General features: G+C 75.0%; 17 protein-coding genes. 2 read left to right on the top strand and 15 right to left on the bottom strand.

Features of this window, described 5'->3' with window-relative positions; translation table 11 throughout:
• Position 1 precedes the first annotated feature (1 nt).
• Positions 2-1,621 (top strand): NAD(P)/FAD-dependent oxidoreductase, encoded by a 1,620-nt coding sequence (locus ABZ621_RS27065; RefSeq protein ID WP_360608912.1) that lies wholly within the window; start codon positions 2-4, stop codon positions 1,619-1,621.
• Positions 1,622-1,668: 47 nt separating this feature from the next.
• Here the strand turns inward: ABZ621_RS27065 and ABZ621_RS27060 are convergent, their stop codons facing one another.
• The 10 genes from ABZ621_RS27060 to hsaA (ABZ621_RS27015) form a co-directional block, all read right to left on the bottom strand.
• On the bottom strand, positions 1,669-2,589 hold the full coding sequence (locus ABZ621_RS27060) for an alpha/beta hydrolase (RefSeq protein ID WP_360608909.1): 921 nt from the start codon (positions 2,587-2,589) through the stop codon (positions 1,669-1,671).
• Positions 2,586-3,350, bottom strand: a complete 765-nt coding sequence (locus ABZ621_RS27055) for a glucose 1-dehydrogenase (RefSeq protein WP_360608908.1) — start codon at positions 3,348-3,350, stop codon at positions 2,586-2,588. Before ABZ621_RS27055 ends, ABZ621_RS27060 begins: the two co-directional genes overlap by 4 nt.
• The gene (locus ABZ621_RS27050) at positions 3,350-4,153 is read right to left on the bottom strand and encodes a glucose 1-dehydrogenase (RefSeq protein WP_360608906.1); all 804 of its coding nucleotides are present in this window, start codon (positions 4,151-4,153) and stop codon (positions 3,350-3,352) included. The genes ABZ621_RS27055 and ABZ621_RS27050 overlap by 1 nt, the downstream gene beginning before the upstream one ends.
• Positions 4,150-5,820 (bottom strand): FAD-dependent oxidoreductase, encoded by a 1,671-nt coding sequence (locus ABZ621_RS27045; RefSeq protein ID WP_360608904.1) that lies wholly within the window; start codon positions 5,818-5,820, stop codon positions 4,150-4,152. Before ABZ621_RS27045 ends, ABZ621_RS27050 begins: the two co-directional genes overlap by 4 nt.
• Positions 5,821-5,843: 23 nt before the next feature.
• Positions 5,844-6,713 (bottom strand): MaoC/PaaZ C-terminal domain-containing protein, encoded by an 870-nt coding sequence (locus ABZ621_RS27040; protein ID WP_360608902.1) that lies wholly within the window; start codon positions 6,711-6,713, stop codon positions 5,844-5,846.
• Complete coding sequence (locus tag ABZ621_RS27035; protein ID WP_360608900.1) at positions 6,713-7,195, bottom strand: flavin reductase family protein; 483 nt, start codon at positions 7,193-7,195, stop codon at positions 6,713-6,715. The genes ABZ621_RS27040 and ABZ621_RS27035 overlap by 1 nt, the downstream gene beginning before the upstream one ends.
• A complete protein-coding gene (locus ABZ621_RS27030; RefSeq protein ID WP_360608898.1) occupies positions 7,183-8,076 on the bottom strand; it encodes a VOC family protein in 894 nt (297 codons plus the stop codon). Before ABZ621_RS27030 ends, ABZ621_RS27035 begins: the two co-directional genes overlap by 13 nt.
• A gap of 36 nt (positions 8,077-8,112) precedes the next feature.
• On the bottom strand, positions 8,113-8,982 hold the full coding sequence (hsaD, locus tag ABZ621_RS27025) for a 4,5:9,10-diseco-3-hydroxy-5,9,17-trioxoandrosta-1(10),2-diene-4-oate hydrolase (RefSeq protein ID WP_360608896.1): 870 nt from the start codon (positions 8,980-8,982) through the stop codon (positions 8,113-8,115).
• Positions 8,983-8,995: 13 nt separating this feature from the next.
• A complete protein-coding gene (gene hsaA / locus ABZ621_RS27020) occupies positions 8,996-10,162 on the bottom strand; it encodes a 3-hydroxy-9,10-secoandrosta-1,3,5(10)-triene-9,17-dione monooxygenase oxygenase subunit (protein WP_360608894.1) in 1,167 nt (388 codons plus the stop codon).
• Between the two features lie 129 nt (positions 10,163-10,291).
• Positions 10,292-11,461, bottom strand: coding sequence for a 3-hydroxy-9,10-secoandrosta-1,3,5(10)-triene-9,17-dione monooxygenase oxygenase subunit (hsaA, locus tag ABZ621_RS27015; RefSeq protein WP_360608892.1), 1,170 nt, complete (start codon positions 11,459-11,461; stop codon positions 10,292-10,294).
• A 191-nt stretch (positions 11,462-11,652) separates the two neighbouring features.
• Here hsaA (ABZ621_RS27015) and ABZ621_RS27010 point away from each other — a divergent pair, with 191 nt between their 5' ends.
• Positions 11,653-12,540, top strand: coding sequence for an IclR family transcriptional regulator (locus ABZ621_RS27010; RefSeq protein WP_360608890.1), 888 nt, complete (start codon positions 11,653-11,655; stop codon positions 12,538-12,540).
• On the opposite strand, the gene ABZ621_RS27005 is transcribed toward ABZ621_RS27010, so the two are convergent.
• From ABZ621_RS27005 to ABZ621_RS26985, 5 genes are read right to left on the bottom strand one after another with little or no spacing between them, the layout of a single operon-like run.
• On the bottom strand, positions 12,524-12,970 hold the full coding sequence (locus ABZ621_RS27005) for an SRPBCC family protein (protein ID WP_360608888.1): 447 nt from the start codon (positions 12,968-12,970) through the stop codon (positions 12,524-12,526). The genes ABZ621_RS27010 and ABZ621_RS27005 overlap by 17 nt on opposite strands.
• Positions 12,971-12,997: 27 nt before the next feature.
• Positions 12,998-13,774, bottom strand: a complete 777-nt coding sequence (locus ABZ621_RS27000; RefSeq protein WP_360608886.1) for an SDR family oxidoreductase — start codon at positions 13,772-13,774, stop codon at positions 12,998-13,000.
• A 36-nt stretch (positions 13,775-13,810) separates the two neighbouring features.
• Positions 13,811-14,869 (bottom strand): ferredoxin--NADP reductase, encoded by a 1,059-nt coding sequence (locus tag ABZ621_RS26995; protein ID WP_360608884.1) that lies wholly within the window; start codon positions 14,867-14,869, stop codon positions 13,811-13,813.
• Entirely contained in the window at positions 14,856-15,095 is a 240-nt protein-coding gene (locus ABZ621_RS26990; RefSeq protein WP_360608882.1) for a hypothetical protein, read from the bottom strand. Before ABZ621_RS26990 ends, ABZ621_RS26995 begins: the two co-directional genes overlap by 14 nt.
• Position 15,096: 1 nt before the next feature.
• Entirely contained in the window at positions 15,097-16,257 is a 1,161-nt protein-coding gene (locus tag ABZ621_RS26985) for a Rieske 2Fe-2S domain-containing protein (protein WP_360608880.1), read from the bottom strand.
• Between the last annotated feature and the right edge of the window lie 17 nt (positions 16,258-16,274).

Raw genomic sequence — 16,274 nt, 5'->3', positions numbered from 1 at the left:
CGTGAACGACAGCACCACCACCCCCACCGACGTCGACGCGGTCGTCGTCGGAGCCGGCGTCACCGGCCTGTACGCCGTGCACCGGCTGCGCGGCCTCGGCCTCCGGGTGCGCGGCTTCGAGCGCGGCGACGACGTCGGCGGCGTCTGGTACTGGAACCGCTACCCCGGCGCCCGCTGCGACGTGGAGTCCGTGGACTACTCGTACTCCTTCGACGAGGAGCTCCAGCAGGAGTGGGACTGGAGCGAGAAGTACGCCACCCAGCCCGAGATCATGCGCTACCTCGGCCACGTCGCCGACCGCTTCGACCTGCGCCGCTCCTACGCCTTCGGCACCTCGGTCGTCTCGGCGGAGCTCGACGAGGCGACGCTGACGTGGACGGTCACCACCGACCGGGGCGAGACGGTGACGGCCCGGTTCTGCGTCTTCGCCGTCGGCTGCCTCTCGGCCACCCACCACCCGTCCCTCCCCGGGGCGGAGCTGTTCGCCGGGCGGACCCTCCACACCGGGGCGTGGCCGCACGAGGGCGTCGACTTCACCGGCCTGCGGGTCGGCGTCATCGGCACCGGCTCCTCCGGCATCCAGGCCGTGCCGCTCGTCGCCGAGCAGGCGGCGCACCTGACGGTCTTCCAGCGCAGCGCCAACTACAGCGTCCCGGCGGGCAACCGCCCGCTGGACGGGGCGACGCGCGCCGCGCAGAAGGCCGGGTACGCCGAGCGGCGGCGGCTCTCGCGGCTGAGCGGCGGCGGCTCCCCGCACCAGGCCCACCCGGCGGGGACCTTCGAGGTGTCCGAGGAGGAGCGGCGGGCGGCGTACGAGGAGCGGTGGCGGCTGGGCGGGGTGCTGTACTCCAAGACCTTCCCCGACCAGCTCACCGATCCGGCGGCCAACGACGCGGCGCGCGCCTTCTGGGAGGAGAAGGTCCGGGGCATGGTCGAGGACCCGGCCGTCGCCGACCTGCTGATCCCCACCGACCATCCGATCGGCACCAAGCGGATCGTCACCGACTCCGACTACTACACGACCTTCAACCGTCCCGACGTGCGGCTCGTCGGCCTGCGCGGGAACCCGATCGAACGGATCGAGAGCCGCGGCGTGGTGCTCGCCGACCGCACCCTCGTGGAGCTGGACGCGCTGGTGTTCGCCACCGGCTTCGACGCGATGACGGGGGCGCTGGACCGGATCGAGATCCGGGGGCGCGGCGGGCGGCTGCTGCGGGACGACTGGGCCGCGGGGCCCCGGACGTACCTGGGGCTCGGGGTGGACGGCTTCCCGAACCTGTTCGGTCTGACCGGGGCCGGCAGTCCGTCCGTGATGGCCAACGTGGTGCTCTGCGCCGAGCAGCACGTGGACTGGCTGGTGGAGTGCCTGCGCCACCTCGACGCGCACGGGCACCGGGCGATCGAGGCCCGCGCCGAGGCCGTCGAGAAGTGGGTGGCGGAGTGCCGCGACCGGGCGGCGGCCACCCTGTTCATGGCGGCGGACTCCTGGTACCTGGGTGCCAACATCCCCGGGAAGCCCCGGGTGTTCATGCCGTTCATCGGCGGCTTCGGGGTGTACGGGGAGATCATCGCCGGGGTCGCTGCCAACGGCTACGAGGGGTTCGACCTCATCGGCCCGTGAGGCCGCCGGGCCGCGGGTTCCCCGGGCCTCCGGGGCCCCGCGGCCCTCTAGGCCCGGGAGGCGTCGAGCGCGGCGCGCAGGACCGCGAACGCCGTCTCCCGGGCCGCGGCGCCCTCGGGCAGGGCGCCCGCCATGGAGAGGAAGCCGTGGAACATGCCCGGGTAGTGGTGGGTCTCCACGGGCACCCCGGCGGCGGCGAGCGCCTCGGCGTAGGCGATCCCCTCGTCGCGCAGCGGGTCGAGGCCGGCGGTGACGACGTGCGCGGGCGGCAGGCCCGCGAGGTCGGCGTGGGCGAGCGGCGCGGCGTGGGGGTGGACGCGGTCGGCGGGGTCGGGGAGGTAGGCGTCCCAGTACCAGCGCAGGTGGTCGGCGGTGAGGAAGTACCCCTGGGCGTTCTCCCGGTGCGAGGGGCGCGAGCGGGTGGGGTCCAGCATCGGGTAGTAGAGCGCCTGGAAGGCGAGGCGGGGACCGCCGCGGTCCCGGGCGAGCAGGGCGGTGACCGTGGCGAGGTGGGCGCCCGCGCTGTCCCCGGCGACGGCGATCCGCCGCCCGGGGCGGGTCCTGGCGGTCCACAGGAGTGCGGTGTAGGCGTCCTCGGGGGCGGCGGGGAAGGGGTGCTCGGGGGCGCGCCGGTAGTCGGCCGCGACGACGGTGGCGCCGGTGGCGCCGGCGAGGGCCCGGCAGAAGGCGTCGTGGCTGTCGAGGTCGCAGAGGACGAAGCCGCCGCCGTGGCAGAAGAGGATCACGGGCGCGTCCGGGCGGTCGTCGGGCTCGTAGACGCGGACGGGCACGCCGTCGGCGTCCGCGTCGGTGACCCGGGCGACCGGGAGCGGCGGGACCGCGGGCCGGGGGCGGGCGGCGAAGAAGGCACGCACCTCGGCGATGTCGGTCATGGTGGTGCCCAGCGGCGGGAACTGCGCGGCGGCCAGGTCGATGAGGGCCCGGACCTCGGGCTCCGGGAGGGTCACGCGTCGGTCTCCTTCGCGGTCAGGAGGGGCATCCGGCCGGCCGACGCGCCGCCGTCCACGGCGAGTTCGGCCCCGGTGAGGTACGAGGAGTCGTCGGAGGCGAGGAAGGCGACGAGCCGGGCGACCTCGTCCGGCCGTCCCACCCGTCCGAGGGGCGCGGCGGGGTGGGAGCCGGTGCCGAGGTGGGCGGTCATGGCGGTGGCGATGGCGCCGGGGTGGACGGAGTTGACGCGGATGGCGTCCGGGCCGAGTTCGAGGGCGGCGGTCTTCGTCAGTCCGCGCAGCCCCCACTTGGCGGCGCCGTAGGCGCCGTGGCCCCAGATGCCCTGGAGGCCGGCCTGCGAGGAGATGTTGACGATGGATCCGCCGCCGCTCGCGCGCAGCGCCGGAGCGGCGGCGCGGATGCCGAGGAAGGGTCCGACGAGGTTGACCCGGAGGAGGGCGTCGAGGCGGGCCGGGTCCTCGTCCTCGATGGGGGACGTGGAGTAGATCGCGGCGTTGTTGACGAGGACGTCGAGGCGGCCGTGGGCGTCGAGGGCGGCGGCCACGGCGGTGTTCCAGGAGGCCTCGTCGGTGACGTCGTGGGGGACGAAGCGGGCGGCGGGGCCGAGCGAGGCGGCGGTCTCCTCGCCCTCGGCCTCGCGCACGTCGGTGAGGACGACGCGGGCGCCGAGCGCGGTGAAGAGGCGGGCCTCGGCCTCGCCCATGCCGCGCGCGGCGCCGGTGATCAGCGCGACCTTGCCGGTCAGGTCGACGGGCATCAGCGGTCCTCCTGTCGGGGGTTCCTGGGGGCGGGTCCTGCGGTCCAGCCGCCGTCGACGGCCAGTTCGGCCCCGGTGACGTACGCGGCGGCGGCGGAGAGCAGGAAGACGACCGCGTCGGCGATCTCCCGGGGTGCGCCGACGCGTCCCATGGGGGTGTCCGGGTAGCCGCCCTCGCCGTCGGGGATGCCGAGGTGGGCGGTCATCGGGGTGTGGATCATGCCGGGGTGGACGGAGTTGACCCGGACGCGGTCGGCGGCGAGCTCCACGGCGGCGATCTTGGTGAGGCCGCGGACGCCCCACTTCGCCGCCCCGTATCCGGCGGTTCCGGCCAGGCCCATGAGGCCGGCGGCGGAGGAGACGTTGACGATCGAGCCGCCGCCGTTCCCGCGCAGCGCCGGGACGACGGTCCGCAGGCCGAGGAAGACACCGGTGAGGTCGATGTCGACGACCCGGCGGAAGTCCGCCGCGGTCTGCTCCGTCACGGCGTGCGAGCCGCCCGAGATCCCGGCGTTGTTGACCAGGCCGTCGACCCGCCCGAAGGCGGCGGTCGCGTGCGCCACGACCGCCCGCCAGTCGTCCTCGGAGGTGACGTCGTGGCGGAGGAAGCGGGCGCGGTCGCCGATCCGCCCGGCGACCGCGCGGCCCTCCTCCTCCAGGAGGTCGGTGAGCAGGACGCGGGCGCCGGCCGCGGCGGCCGCGTGGGCGGCCGCCGCGCCGAGTCCCCGGGCCCCGCCGGTGACGATCACCGCGCGGTCGCGCAGCACCGCGTCCGGGGGCGGGACGGGGGCGGGGGCGGTCACGCGCGGGCCTCGGCGATGGCGTTGACGGCGAGCCAGCTGAAGGTCATGGCGGGGCCGATGGTGGCGCCGGGCCCCGGGTAGGTCTCGCCCATGACGGCGGAGGAGACGTTGCCGGAGGCGTACAGGCCGGGGATGGCGGTGCCGTCCTCGCGCAGCACCCGGGCGGTGGCGTCGGTGAGGAGGCCGCCCTTGGTGCCGATGTCGCCGGGGTGCACCGGGATCGCGTGGAAGGGGCCCTTCTCCAGCGGCGCCAGGTTGGGGTTGGGCAGGGTCGGGTCGCCGTAGTAGCGGTCGTAGACGCTGTCGCCCCGGTGGAAGTCCTCGTCCCTGCCCGCCCGTGCGAAGCCGTTGAAGCGGTCCACCGTGGCGCGCAGCCGCTCCGGGGCGGCGCCGATGAGACCGGCGAGCTCCTCGACGGTCGCGGCCTGCTTGACGAAGCCGCTCTCCCGCCACGGCCGGGGGAAGGCCTGGCCGGGGAAGAGTCCCATGAAGAGGTAGCGGGACTTCGCGGTGGCGTCGAGGATCAGCCAGGACGGTACGGCGGTGGCGCCGCCGCGCGCCTGGTGCGCGTACATGGCGTCGACGAACTCGTGGTAGGGCGCGGCCTCGTTGGCGTACCGCTCCCCCGCCGAGTCGACGATCACCATGCCGGGGATGCCCCGGTCGGCGACGAGGAAGAACGGCTTGGCGTCGGGGGGTACGACGGTGGGGGCGCCCCACACCTTGTCCATGAGGTCGACGGCGGCGCCGAGCGCGAGGGCGGGTTCCAGGGCGTCGCCGGTCTGGCCCTCGGCGGCGGCGCTCCAGTGGGTGGAGGTGGGGCCGGGGAGGTGCTTCTCGCGCAGGGCCTGGTCGTGGGAGAAGCCCCCGGAGGCGAGGACCACGCCGCCGGTGGCCCGGACGGCGAGGTCGCGGCCGTCCTTGCGGATCCGGATGCCGGTGACCCGGCCGTCCTCCTCGACCAGCGCGGTCATCGGCGCGGAGAGCCAGAGGTCGCCGCCGAGCCGGTCCAGGGAGTACCGCATGCGGGCGATCAGGGCCTCGCCGAGGGAGAGCGGCTTCCGGCGGGTGAGCAGGGCCTTCGCGGCCCGGGCGCCGACCTTGACCGCCGTGCGCCGGCCCGCCCAGGTGCGGCCGACCATGTTGAGGTCGCGGAAGTCCTTGGAGGTGATGGTGAGGCCGTACGTGGGGAGGCCGGCGCGGCGCATGGTGGCGCGGCGCTCGGGGGCGAGCCTGCCGAAGTCGAAGACCCGCGGTTCGATGGAGCGGCCCTGCGGGTAGCCGCCGAGGCGCTCCGGGTAGTAGTCGGAGTAGCCGGGGGTGTACATGAAGCGGACGTCGGTCCGGTCGTGGAACTCCCGGACCATGCGCGGCCCGTGGGCGAGGTACGCGTCCTTGCGGTCGCCGGTGACGCGGTCGCCGACGGTGGCGTCGAGGTAGGCGCGGGCCTTCTCGGGGGTGTCGCCGAGCCCGGCCTCGTCGAGGTGGAAGTTGTTCGGCACCCAGATGGCGCCGCCGGACAGGGCGGTCGAGCCGCCGTAGGCGTCGGTCTTCTCGACGACGAGGGCGGTCAGTCCGCGCAGCCGGGCGGTGAGCGCGGCGGCGAGGCCGGCGGAGCCGGAGCCGACCACGACCACGTCGTAGGTGTGGTCCCACGTGGTGTCCAACGCTTGCTCCTTCGAGGGGTGGGTCAGCGGCCCGTGACGAGGGCGTCGGTGAGGACGGGCGCGTCGTCGCGGTCCGCGGCGGTGGCGGTCAGCAGAGGGCCGTCGTCGGTGTGCCAGATCCGCAGCCGGAGCGTCTCGCCGGGGAAGAAGACCCCGGCGAAGCGGGTGCGGCAGCCGGTGACCGCGGCGGCGTCGCCGTCGTACAGCCGGTCGGTGACGGCCTTGACGGCCATGCCGAAGGTGCACAGTCCGTGCAGGACCGGCCGGTCGTAGCCGGCCTCGCGGGCGGTCGCCGGGTCGGCGTGCAGCGGGTTCCAGTCGCCGGTGAGCCGGTAGAGCAGGGCCTGCTGGCGGAGGGTGGGGAGCTCGACGACCAGGTCGGGCGCCCGTTCGGGGGCGGGCGGGCGGCGGGAGGGGCCGCGGTCGCCGCCGAAGCCGCCCTCGCCGCGGACGAAGATCTCGTTGCGCTGGGTGAGGAGGGGCGCGCCGTCCTCGCCGAGGAGGGTGGACTCCTGGACGAGGACGGCGGCCCGCCCCTTGTCGTACACGTCGGTCACGCGGGTGACGGCGGTGGCGCGGGCGGCGGCGGGCAGGGGGCGGTGGACGGTGATCTCCTGGCCGCCGTGGAGGACGGCGGCCAGGTCGATGTCGATCCCCGGGTGGTCGAAGACCTGGAAGCCGACGCCTCCGGTGCCGCCGGCGACGACGCCGAAGGTGGGCAGGGGCCGCAGGCCGTCCTCGTGGCCCTCGTACACGTAGCGCAGTTCGCGCGGGTCGGTCTCGGGGACGCCCGCGCCGAGCGCCAGGTGGTAGAGGCGCACGGCGTGGGAGTCCCAGGAGACCTCGGTCCGCACCGGCGGGGCGGCCTTCGCCTTCTCGGGGTCGAGGGGCATCAGAAGGCCCCCACGGCGTAGCGGCTGCGGTAGTAGAGCAGTGGCCTGCCGTCCTCGCCGGCGTCGAGGGCGACGACGTGGGCGGTGACGAGGTGGTGGTCGCCGGCCTCGTACACCTCGTGCAGCTCGCACTCGATGTGGGCGAGGGCGCCGTCGATCCGGACGGTGCCGTGGTCGCCGGCCCGCCAGGGCACGCCGGCGAACTTGTCGGCGCCGCCGCGGCCGAGGGCGGCGCAGGTGGTGCGCTGGTCCTCGGCGAGGACGTTGACGCAGAAGCGGCCGGCCCGCCGGATCCTCGGCCAGCTGGTGGAGGAACGCCCGACGGCGAGCATCACCAGCGGGGGGTCGAGGGAGAGCGAGGCGAAGGACTGGCAGGCGAAGCCGACGGGTTCGCCGTCGTCCTGGGCGGCCACCACCGTGATGCCGCTGGCGAAGCGGCCGAGGACGTCCCGGAAGCGCGCCGGGTCGATCAGCCGTTCCACTGGTGGCCCCAGACGCTGTCGGCGGTGATCTCCTTGGCGACCCAGGTGGCCGGGTCGACGACCAGGCCGTCCCAGCCGTACTCGACCTGGAAGCCGCCGGGGGCCTGGGCGTAGAAGGAGACCATGCGGTCGTTGGTGTGCCGGCCGAGGCTGGAGGCGATGGGGATGCCGGCGGCCTGCATGCGGTCGAGGCCGAGGCCGACGTCGTCGAGGGTCTCCAGCTCCACCATGAAGTGGACGATGCCTGGCGGCAGGGCACCGGGGTAGAGGCCGAGGCTGTGGTGGCGGCGGTTGGGGCTGAGGAAGTGCATCCAGTGGAAGTCGCGCTGCTCGGCGGCGGTGGGCACGGCCTGCGGCGGCAGTTTCATGGAGTCGCGGAGCTGGAAGCCGAGGAGGTCCTCGTAGAAGCCGAGGGCGGCCTCGATGTCGGGGGCGGGCAGGACGACGTGGCCGAGGCCGAGGTCGCCGGTGACGAAGCGGTTGCCGTAGGGGGTGGCGAGCGGGGTGTGGTCCTGGGCCTGGCCCCAGTAGAGCTCCAGCGGGTTGCCGCAGGGGTCGGTGACGTGGAGCAGGCCCTGGACGCGGCGTTCGTCGAGTTCGGCGGCGTCGGCGGTCTTGACGGCGACTCCGGCCGCCTCCAGTGCGGCGGCGGCCTCGGCGAGGGCGGTGGCGTTCGCCACCTCCCAGCCGGCGGCGAGGAGCCGGTCGCTCTCGCCGGCCTGGAGGGCGATGCGGTGGGCGCGGTCGTCGAGGCGCAGCAGGAGGGTGGTGTCGGTGGAGCCGGGGGCTTCCGCCATGCCGAGGATGTCGAGGGTGTAGCGGCGCCACTCGTCGAGGCGGGTGGTCTCCAGGCGCAGGTAGCCGAGAGCGCGGATGTCCATGGTGTGCACCTCTTCGGTGAAGGTTCGCGGTGGGTCTCAGTGGGAGAAGAAGTCGACGGCGAGGCGGTTGAACTCGTCGGCCCGCTCGGTCTGGGCCCAGTGGCCGCAGTGCGGGAAGACGTGCAGGCGCGCGTCGGGGATGGTCTTGAGGGCGACGAGCGCGCCGTCGAGGGGGTTGACGCGGTCCTCGCGGCCCCAGGTGAGGAGCACCGGCTGGGTGATCCGGTGGGCCTCGCGCCAGAGCATGGTGGCCTCGGCCCAGGCGGGGTTCGCGAAGGAGGCCCCCATGCGGGCGCTGCCGAGCCGGGTGTCCGGGTCGGTGGCGGAGGCCCAGCGTTCCTCGACGAGTTCGTCGGTGACGATCGCGGGGTCGTACGCCATGGCGCCGAGGAAGGCGCGGAGCTGCTCCCGGGTGGGCTCGGGCGAGGCGTTGAACGCGAAGAGCCGCTTGATGCCCTCGGTCGGGTCGGGTGCGAAGAGGTTGACGGAGACGCCGCCGGGACCCATCAGGAGGAGCTTGCCGGCCCTGTCCGGGTGGTCGAGGGCGATCCGGACGGCGGTGCCGCCGCCGAGCGAGTTGCCGACGAAGTGGGCGCGCTCGATGCCGAGTTCGTCCATGAGGGCGGTGACGGCACGGGCGCTGTAGCTGAAGTAGTCGCGGTCGGGCTCGGGCTTGTCCGAGCGGCCGAAGCACGGCTGGTCGACGAGGAGGGTGCGGAACTCCCTGGCGAAGAAGGGGAGGTTGCCGCCGAAGTTGCTCCAGCCGGAGGCGCCGGGCCCGCCGCCGTGCAGCATGATCACGACGGGGGCGTCGGGCCGGTCGGCGGGACCGGCCTCGTGGTAGTGGAGGGTGAGGCCGGCGGCCTTGGCGGTGCGGGAGGTGGAGGCGTGGGTGAGCTCGGTCATCTGCGGCTGCCTCTCAGGCCATGGTGTCTTGGATGTCGATGCCGAGGGCGCACTGCCCGTACATGACGAGGGCGCGCTCGGGGTCGTTGGCGGCGTGGCCGCGCCCGGTGTGGGCGTCGCGCCAGGCGCGCTGGACGGCGTGGGTGCCGGTGCGCATGGCGTTGCCGCCGGCGTTCTCCATGAGCAGGTCGACCGCGGCCACCGAGCGTTCGGTGGCGAGCACCTGGTCGCGGCGGGTGCGGGTGCGCAGCTCCATGGGGATCTCCTCGCCGCGCTCGGCGAGGGCGTACATGGCGCCGATGTTGCGGGAGAGCTGGAGCCAGGCGGCGTCGATGTCGCCGGCGGCGCGGGCGATGCGGACCTGGGCGAAGGGGTCCTCGGCGACCTGCTGGCCGTAGGAGACGCGGAACCGCTTCCGGGTGGCCTCGGTGTAGGCCTCGTAGGCGCCCTCGGCGATGCCGACGATCGGGGTGGCGATGGTGGTGGTGAAGACGCCGGCGTACGGCAGCCGGTAGACGGGCTCGGGGTTGAGCGCGTGGCCGGGCACGTCGAGGGCGGTGACGGGGCCGAAGCTGAGGGCCCGGTGGTCGGGGACGAAGACGTCGTCGACGACGACGTCGTTGCTGCCGGTGCCGCGCAGGCCGACGGTGTCCCAGACGTCGTCGACGCGGTACTCGGCGCGGGGCACGAGGAAGGTGCGCATGTCGACCGGGTTGCCCTCGGCGTCGGTGACGAGGCAGCCGAGGAGGGCCCAGCGGGCGTGGTCGCAGCCGGAGGAGAAGTGCCAGCGGCCGGAGAGCCGGAACCCGCCGTCGACGGCGGCGGCCTTGCCGGTGGGGGCGTACGAGGAGGCGATGCGGGTCCTGGGGTCGGTGCCCCAGACCTCCTGCTGGGCGCGGGGGTCGAAGAGGGCGACGTGCCAGGGGTGGACGCCGACCACGGAGGCGACCCAGCCGGTCGACCCGCAGGCCTTGGCGATCTCCTTGACGGCCGTGTAGAAGACGACCGGATCGGCGGCGGCGCCGCCGAAGGCCTTCGGCTGGAGCAGCTGGAAGAAGCCGGTGTCCTCCAGTTCCTTGACGGAGGCGTCGGGCACGCGGCGCGACTCCTCGGCCTCGGCGGCGCGTTCGCGCAGCACGGGTGCGAGGTCGCGGACGGCTGCCAGGACGTCGTCGGCCATGGGGCATCCCCTTTCGGGTCGTGGTGGGGGAATGCCAGGACGGTACGGCGAGCCGTACGGCCGGGAGAACGCGTCGCTCCCACTGAGCGGGAAGGCGGTCGCGGAGGCCGGGACGCGCGGCGCCCGCGGTCAGAGCATGGGGTCGTGGACGTCGAGGCCGACGGCGTCCCGGCCGAAGAGGAGGAGGGCCCGCTCGACGTCGTTGGCGGCCTGGCCGCGTCCGGTGTGGAGGTCGCGCCAGGCCCGGTCGAGGACGTCGTCGCCGCCGCGCAGGGGGCTGCCGCCGGTGTTCTCGCGGAGCAGGTCGACGGCGGTGAGGGCGCGTTCGGTGGCGAGGGCCTGGTCGCGGCGGGCGCGGGCGCGCAGCGCGCGGGTGGGTTCGCCGCCGGCCACGGCCGTCGCGTACAGCTCGGCGGTGGTGCGGGCGAGCTGGAGGCGGGCGGCGTCGATCTCCCCGGCGGCGCGGGCGATGCGGACCTGGGCGAAGGGGTCCTCGGCGGCGCGCCGCCCGGGTGCGAGGGCGGGGTGGGCGCGGGCGGAGTCGACGTGGTGCTCGTAGGCGCCCTCGGCGATGCCGACCATGACGGTGGAGATGGTGGTGGTGAAGAGGGCGGCGTACGGCAGCCGGTAGACGGGTTCGGGGTTCGTCTCGTGGCCGGGGCAGCGGAGCGCGGTGACGGGGCCGTAGCCGAGGGAGCGGTGGGCGGGGACGAACGCGTCGTCGACGACGATGTCGTTGGCGCCGGTGCCGCGCAGCCCGACGGTGTCCCACACGTCGTCCACCCGGTAGTCGGTCCGGGGCACGAGGAAGGTGCGCATGTCCTGGGGGCGGCCTTCGGCGTCGGCGACGAGGCCGCCGAGCAGGGCCCAGCGGGCGTGGTCGGCGCCTGCGGCGTGGTGCCAGCGGCCGGAGAGCCGGTGGCCGCCGTCGACCGGGGTGACGGTGCCGGTGGGGGCGTGCGAGGAGCAGATCGGGGCGGTGGGGTCCGCGCCCCAGACGTCCTGCTGGGCGCGGGGGTCGAGCTGGGCGACGTACCAGGGGTGGACGCCGAGGAGGGCGGCCGTCCAGCCGGTGGAGCCGCAGGCCCGGGCGATCTCGTGGACGGCGGCGTGGAAGACGTCGGGGGCGGCGGCGAGTCCGCCGTGCGCCCGGGGGCGCAGCAGCCGGAGGAAGCCGGCGTCGTCCAGTGCGGCCAGGGAGGCCTCGGGCACCCGGCGCAGCTCCTCGGTCCCGGCGGCGCGCTCGCGCAGGGCGGGGGCGAGGGCGCGGACGGCGGTGAGGACGTCGTGGTCGCGCATGGGGTGCCTCTCGGATCCGGGCCCGGATCATGGCATCCTCCGGGGTGACCCGAGGCAACCTACGCGTTACCGTTCCGAGACGGAACACCCCCTTCCCGGATCCCGACCCCTCTGGCACTCTCCACGCAATACCGGAGATTACGGACGCGGCTGGGCTCTCGCCCGTCGCGCCGTCCGTGGGGGAGGTGTCGATGACGACCCATGCCGCCGAGCTGACCGGGGCCGAGGCCGCGGCCGCTCCGCTGTCGCTGCTGGAGAAGGCGGCGAAGGTGCTCGCCGCGTTCCAGAGCGGCGGACCGCGCCTGACGCTCACCGAGGTCGTGCAGCGGTCGGGGATCCGGCGCTCCTCCGCCCACCGCATCCTGGACCAGCTGGTGCAGCTGCGCTGGCTGGAGCGGGAGGGCCGCGACTACCGGCTGGGCATGGGCATGCTGGAGCTCGGCGCGATGGCCTCGCACCACAACCGGCTGCGCCGGGCCGCCCTGCCGCATCTGCACGCCCTGCACGAGGCGACCGGCCATCTGGTGCACCTCACCGTCCTCGACGGCCCCGAGGTGGTCTATCTGGAGCGCATCGGCGGCTCCGACGACTCCGCGGTGCCGTCGCGGACGGGCGGCCGGCAGCCCGCGTACTGCACCGCGTCCGGCAAGGCGATCCTGGCGTTCAGCGACGCAGCCGTGGTGGAGCAGGTGATACGCGGCGGGCTGCGGCCCCGCACGCCGCGGACGATCACCCGCCCCGACCCCTTCCGCGCCGAGCTGGCCCTGGTCCGCGAGCGCGGGGTCGCCTTCGACCAGGAGGAGGGGTTCCGGGGCGTCTTCTGCGTCGCGGCCCCGCTGCGCGGCGCGGGCCGGGCCGTCGCGGCGGTCTCGGTCTGCGGTCACGGCGTCCACCGGGAGATGGAACGGATCGCGCCGGTGGTGCGCGGCTGCGCCCGCGCGGTGTGGCAGTCCATGTTCGGCCCCGGCCGGCTGGCCGAGCAGCGCGCGCAGCCGCCGGCGGCGGCCGCGGCGCCCGGGGTGCCGCAGCCGTCGATGGACAACATGATGACCTGGCTGCGGTTCAGCGAGTGGATGTGAGCCGTTCCGCCAGGGCCCGCAGGCCGGTGGCGTAGACGCCGTCGCCGAACCGGGCCTCGACCTGGGCCGCCACCTCGTCCGTGGCCCGGTAGGCGGCGGACCAGCGGACCTCGGCGCCGTCGGGGTGCGGATGGACGGCGAGGGTGGCGACGTACTCGTCCACGGGCAGCGCGAGCGGTTCGAGGAGCGTGTAGCGGTAGCGGCGCGCGGCGGGTTCGTGGGCGAGCAGCAGCTCGCGGGCCACGACCGCGCCGTCCACGGCGAAGACCCGGACGGCGCCCGGCACTTCGGGGTCGGCGCCGTCCTCCAGGCCGGCCGGCGGAAGGTGCGGGTGCCAGTCGGCGAGGCCGGCGAAGCCGCCGGCGATCGCCCACACGGCCTCCGGGTCCGCGGCGATGACGAGGGAGCGTTCGAGGGTGCGCGGGCGCATCGGGGCCTCCGGGGGCGGGGTCCGGCGTCACCAGGTGCGGTCGCCGCGCAGGACGGCGTCGGCGCCGCCGTCCGCGAAGACGACCTGTCCGGTGACGAGGGTGTTCTCGGGCGAGGTGAGCCAGGCGATCAGCGGGACGAGCTGCTCGGGCCGGGAGTGGCCGTGCAGCGGCATGGGGACGGCCCGTTCGACGAGGGCCCGGGTGACGGGGTCGTCGAGGAGGGGCCGGGTCAGCGGGGTGAGGACCACGCCCGGGGCGACGGCGTTGAGCGGGATGCCCGCGCCGGCCCAGGCGGGCTCGGGGGCGGCGCGGCGGACCCAGCGGGAGACCGCCGCCTTGGAGGAGGAGTAGACGAGGTGTCCCTCGCCCCGGTCGGCGGCGGCCTGGGCGGCGGTCACCGCGGCGGCCTCGTCGTCCGCGTCGGCCGCCGCCAGGATCTCCGGGTCGGTGGGGTGCACGGCGTCGACGGAGCCGACGACCAGGGCCCTCGGGTGGGTGCCGGCGGCGAGGAGCGGGCGCAGGCCCTCCAGGGTGGCCACGGCGCCGAAGTGGTTGACGCGGATCGTGACCGGGTCGAAGCGGGCGACGCCCGCGCAGGCGACGACGGCGTCGAGCCGGCCGCCGGTGAGCTCGCGGGCGCGGGCCGCGAGGGCGGCCCGGCCCGCCGGGGCGGACAGGTCGGCGGCGATGTCGCCGCCCTCCAGGTCCGCGGTGAGGACCGTGTGGCCCTGCTCCCGGAGGAGGGCGGTGGCGGCCGCGCCGATGCCGGACGCGGCGCCGGTGACCAGGTACGTACGGGGCATGGGGAGGCTCCTCGGGAGGGTCGGGGTCCGGGCCGGTCAGCTGTACGTGATCCCGACGCGGTCGGTGAGCGGCAGGGCCTGGCAGGCGAGGACGTAGCCGTCGGCGACGTCCCGGTCGTCCAGGACCTCGTTGCGGGCCATCCGCACCTCGCCGGTGACGACCCGGCAGGTGCAGGCGCTGCACGCGCCCTCGCGGCAGGAGTACGGGGCGTCCACCCCGGCCGCGAGGAGCGCGTCGAGCAGCGGCGCGCCCGGCGGCCAGGGGACCGTACGGGTCTCGCCGTCGAGGTCCACGGTCACGGCGGCGCCCTCCCCCTCGGCCGCCGTCTCCGGGCCGGGCGCGCCGAAGACGTCCCCGGAGAGGGAGAAGAACCGCTCGCGGTGGATGCGGTCGCCCGGTGCGCCGAGGGTGCGCAGCGCCTGCTCGACGGCGTCCATGAGCGGGCCGGGGCCGCAGACGAAGGCCTCGCGGCCGGCGTACGGCGCGAGCGCGGCGGCGAGCCGGTCCGGGGCCGGCAGGCCCTGGAGCGTCTCCAGCCAGTGGACGACCAGGAGCCGTCCGGGGTGGGCGGCGGTCAGGGCGCGCAGCTCGTCGCGGAAGATGACCGAGCGCTCGTCGCGGTTGGCGTACAGCAGCGTGATCCGGCCGCGGCCCGCCGCGAGGACGGACTTGGCGATGGAGAGGACCGGGGTGATGCCGCTGCCGCCGGCGACGAGCAGCAGGTCCTCGTCGAGGGAGTCCGGGGTGAAGGTGCCGGCCGGGGGCAGCGCCTCCAGCTCGTCGCCCGCGGCCAGGTGGTCGCAGACCCAGTTGGAGCCGTACCCGCCGGCGACCCGCTTGACGGTGACCTTCAGGGGTTCGCCGGTGTGCGGCGAGCTCGCCAGCGAGTAGCAGCGGGCGACGGGGACGCCGTCCGGTCCGGGCAGCCTCAGGGTGAGGAACTGTCCCGGCCGGTGGGCGAAGCGGGCCGCGCTCTCCGGGGCGGGCCGCAGGACCAGGCTGCGGGCGTCGGGCGTCTCGGTGACGACCTCGACGATCCGCAGCCGGTGGGTACGGCTCCCGGCGGGGGCCGCCGCCGGCTCAGACGTCGACACGGACATCGCCGACCTCCAGGGTGCCGTCGGCGACCGCCCGCTCGATGCCGGCCCGCAGCGACCGGCAGGTCCGTATCCGGGCGCTGCTCGCGCCCCGGCCGGCCTGTTCGCGGAACTCGGCGCAGGCGACGGCCGCGTCGGCGGTCCACTGCACGGAGGTGTGGGCCGGGGAGAACTTCTCGCAGAGGACCTGGTTTCCGCAGGCCGGGCACTGGACCGGTCGCATGTCAGGGGGCTCCGGCTTCCGTCGCGGCCGCCGCGCGGCGGGCGAGGTTCTCGTCGACCTCGGCGCGCCAGGCGGTGTTGGCCCGCTGGGTGTCGATCTCGAACTCGAAGCGCCGGGTCATCTCGTCCTTGACGTCGGCGGCGTCGACGTAGAACTGCTCGTACCAGCGCCGCAGTTGGTAGACGGGGCCGTCCTCCTCGGTGAGCAGGGGGTTGTCGATGCGGGTCTTGTTCCGCCAGATCTCGACGTCCTGCTCGAAACCGACGGTGGCGCCCTCGGCGGTCGCCGCGGCGGCCTCGGCGGCCTGCTCGTCGGTCATGCCGGGGAGCCGCCTGACGATGGCGCCGTACTGGAGCACGAAGCTGTCGGCGTCCACCGGGTAGTGGCAGTTGATGAGGACGATCTCCAGCTCCAGGCCGCCGCCGACGTCGCTGTAGAGGTGGTCGATCATGTAGGAGGGGCCGTAGTAGGAGGCGTCGGAGCGGAGGTTGCCGGAGCTGAGGGTGCCGAGCTCCATGTCGCCGCGGGGGCTGCTCTCCATGTACTGGGTGGCGACGTGGCCCTCGAAGACGTTCTTGAAGTACTCGGGGAAGGCGTAGTGGACGTAGTAGAAGTGCGCCATATCGACGACGTTGTCGACGATCTCGCGGCAGTTGGCGCCCTCGACGCGCAGCGTCTTCCAGTTCCAGTCGCTCCACTCGCCGGCGTCGGGGCCGTGGATCCCGGCGATCTCGGGGACGGTGACCTCGGGGGGCGGCGGGTTGCCCTCGGGGTCGTGCCAGACGAAGAGCTGCCGGTTGCGCTCCAGGGTCAGCCAGCTGCGGGTGCGGGCGCGGGGCGGAACGCGGCGGGCGTACGGGATGCCGGCGCAGCGGCCGTCGCCCGACCAGCGCCAGTCGTGGAAGGGGCAGGCGACGGCGTCGCCCTTGACGGTGCCGTGGGCGAGGTTGCCGCCCATGTGGGGACAGTAGGCGTTGAGGACGTGGAGCGCGCCGTCGTCCTCGCCCTGGAAGACCACGAGCTTGGTGCCGAAGGCCTCGATCTCGTGGGGCGCGCCGTCCTTGAAGGCGTCGGCGAGGCCGAGGCAGTGCCAGCCGCGGGCGAAGCGGGTGGGCGGGCGGCCGGCTTCGATGACCCGGGCCTCGTCGTCGAGAGCAGTCATCACGTTCTCCTCGGGTG

Source organism: Streptomyces sp. NPDC007863, from assembly GCF_040633895.1.
Taxonomy (GTDB): Bacteria; Actinomycetota; Actinomycetes; order Streptomycetales; family Streptomycetaceae; genus Streptomyces.
Note: the sequence above shows the minus strand (reverse complement) of the source record. Positions and strands in the feature narration are given on the sequence as shown.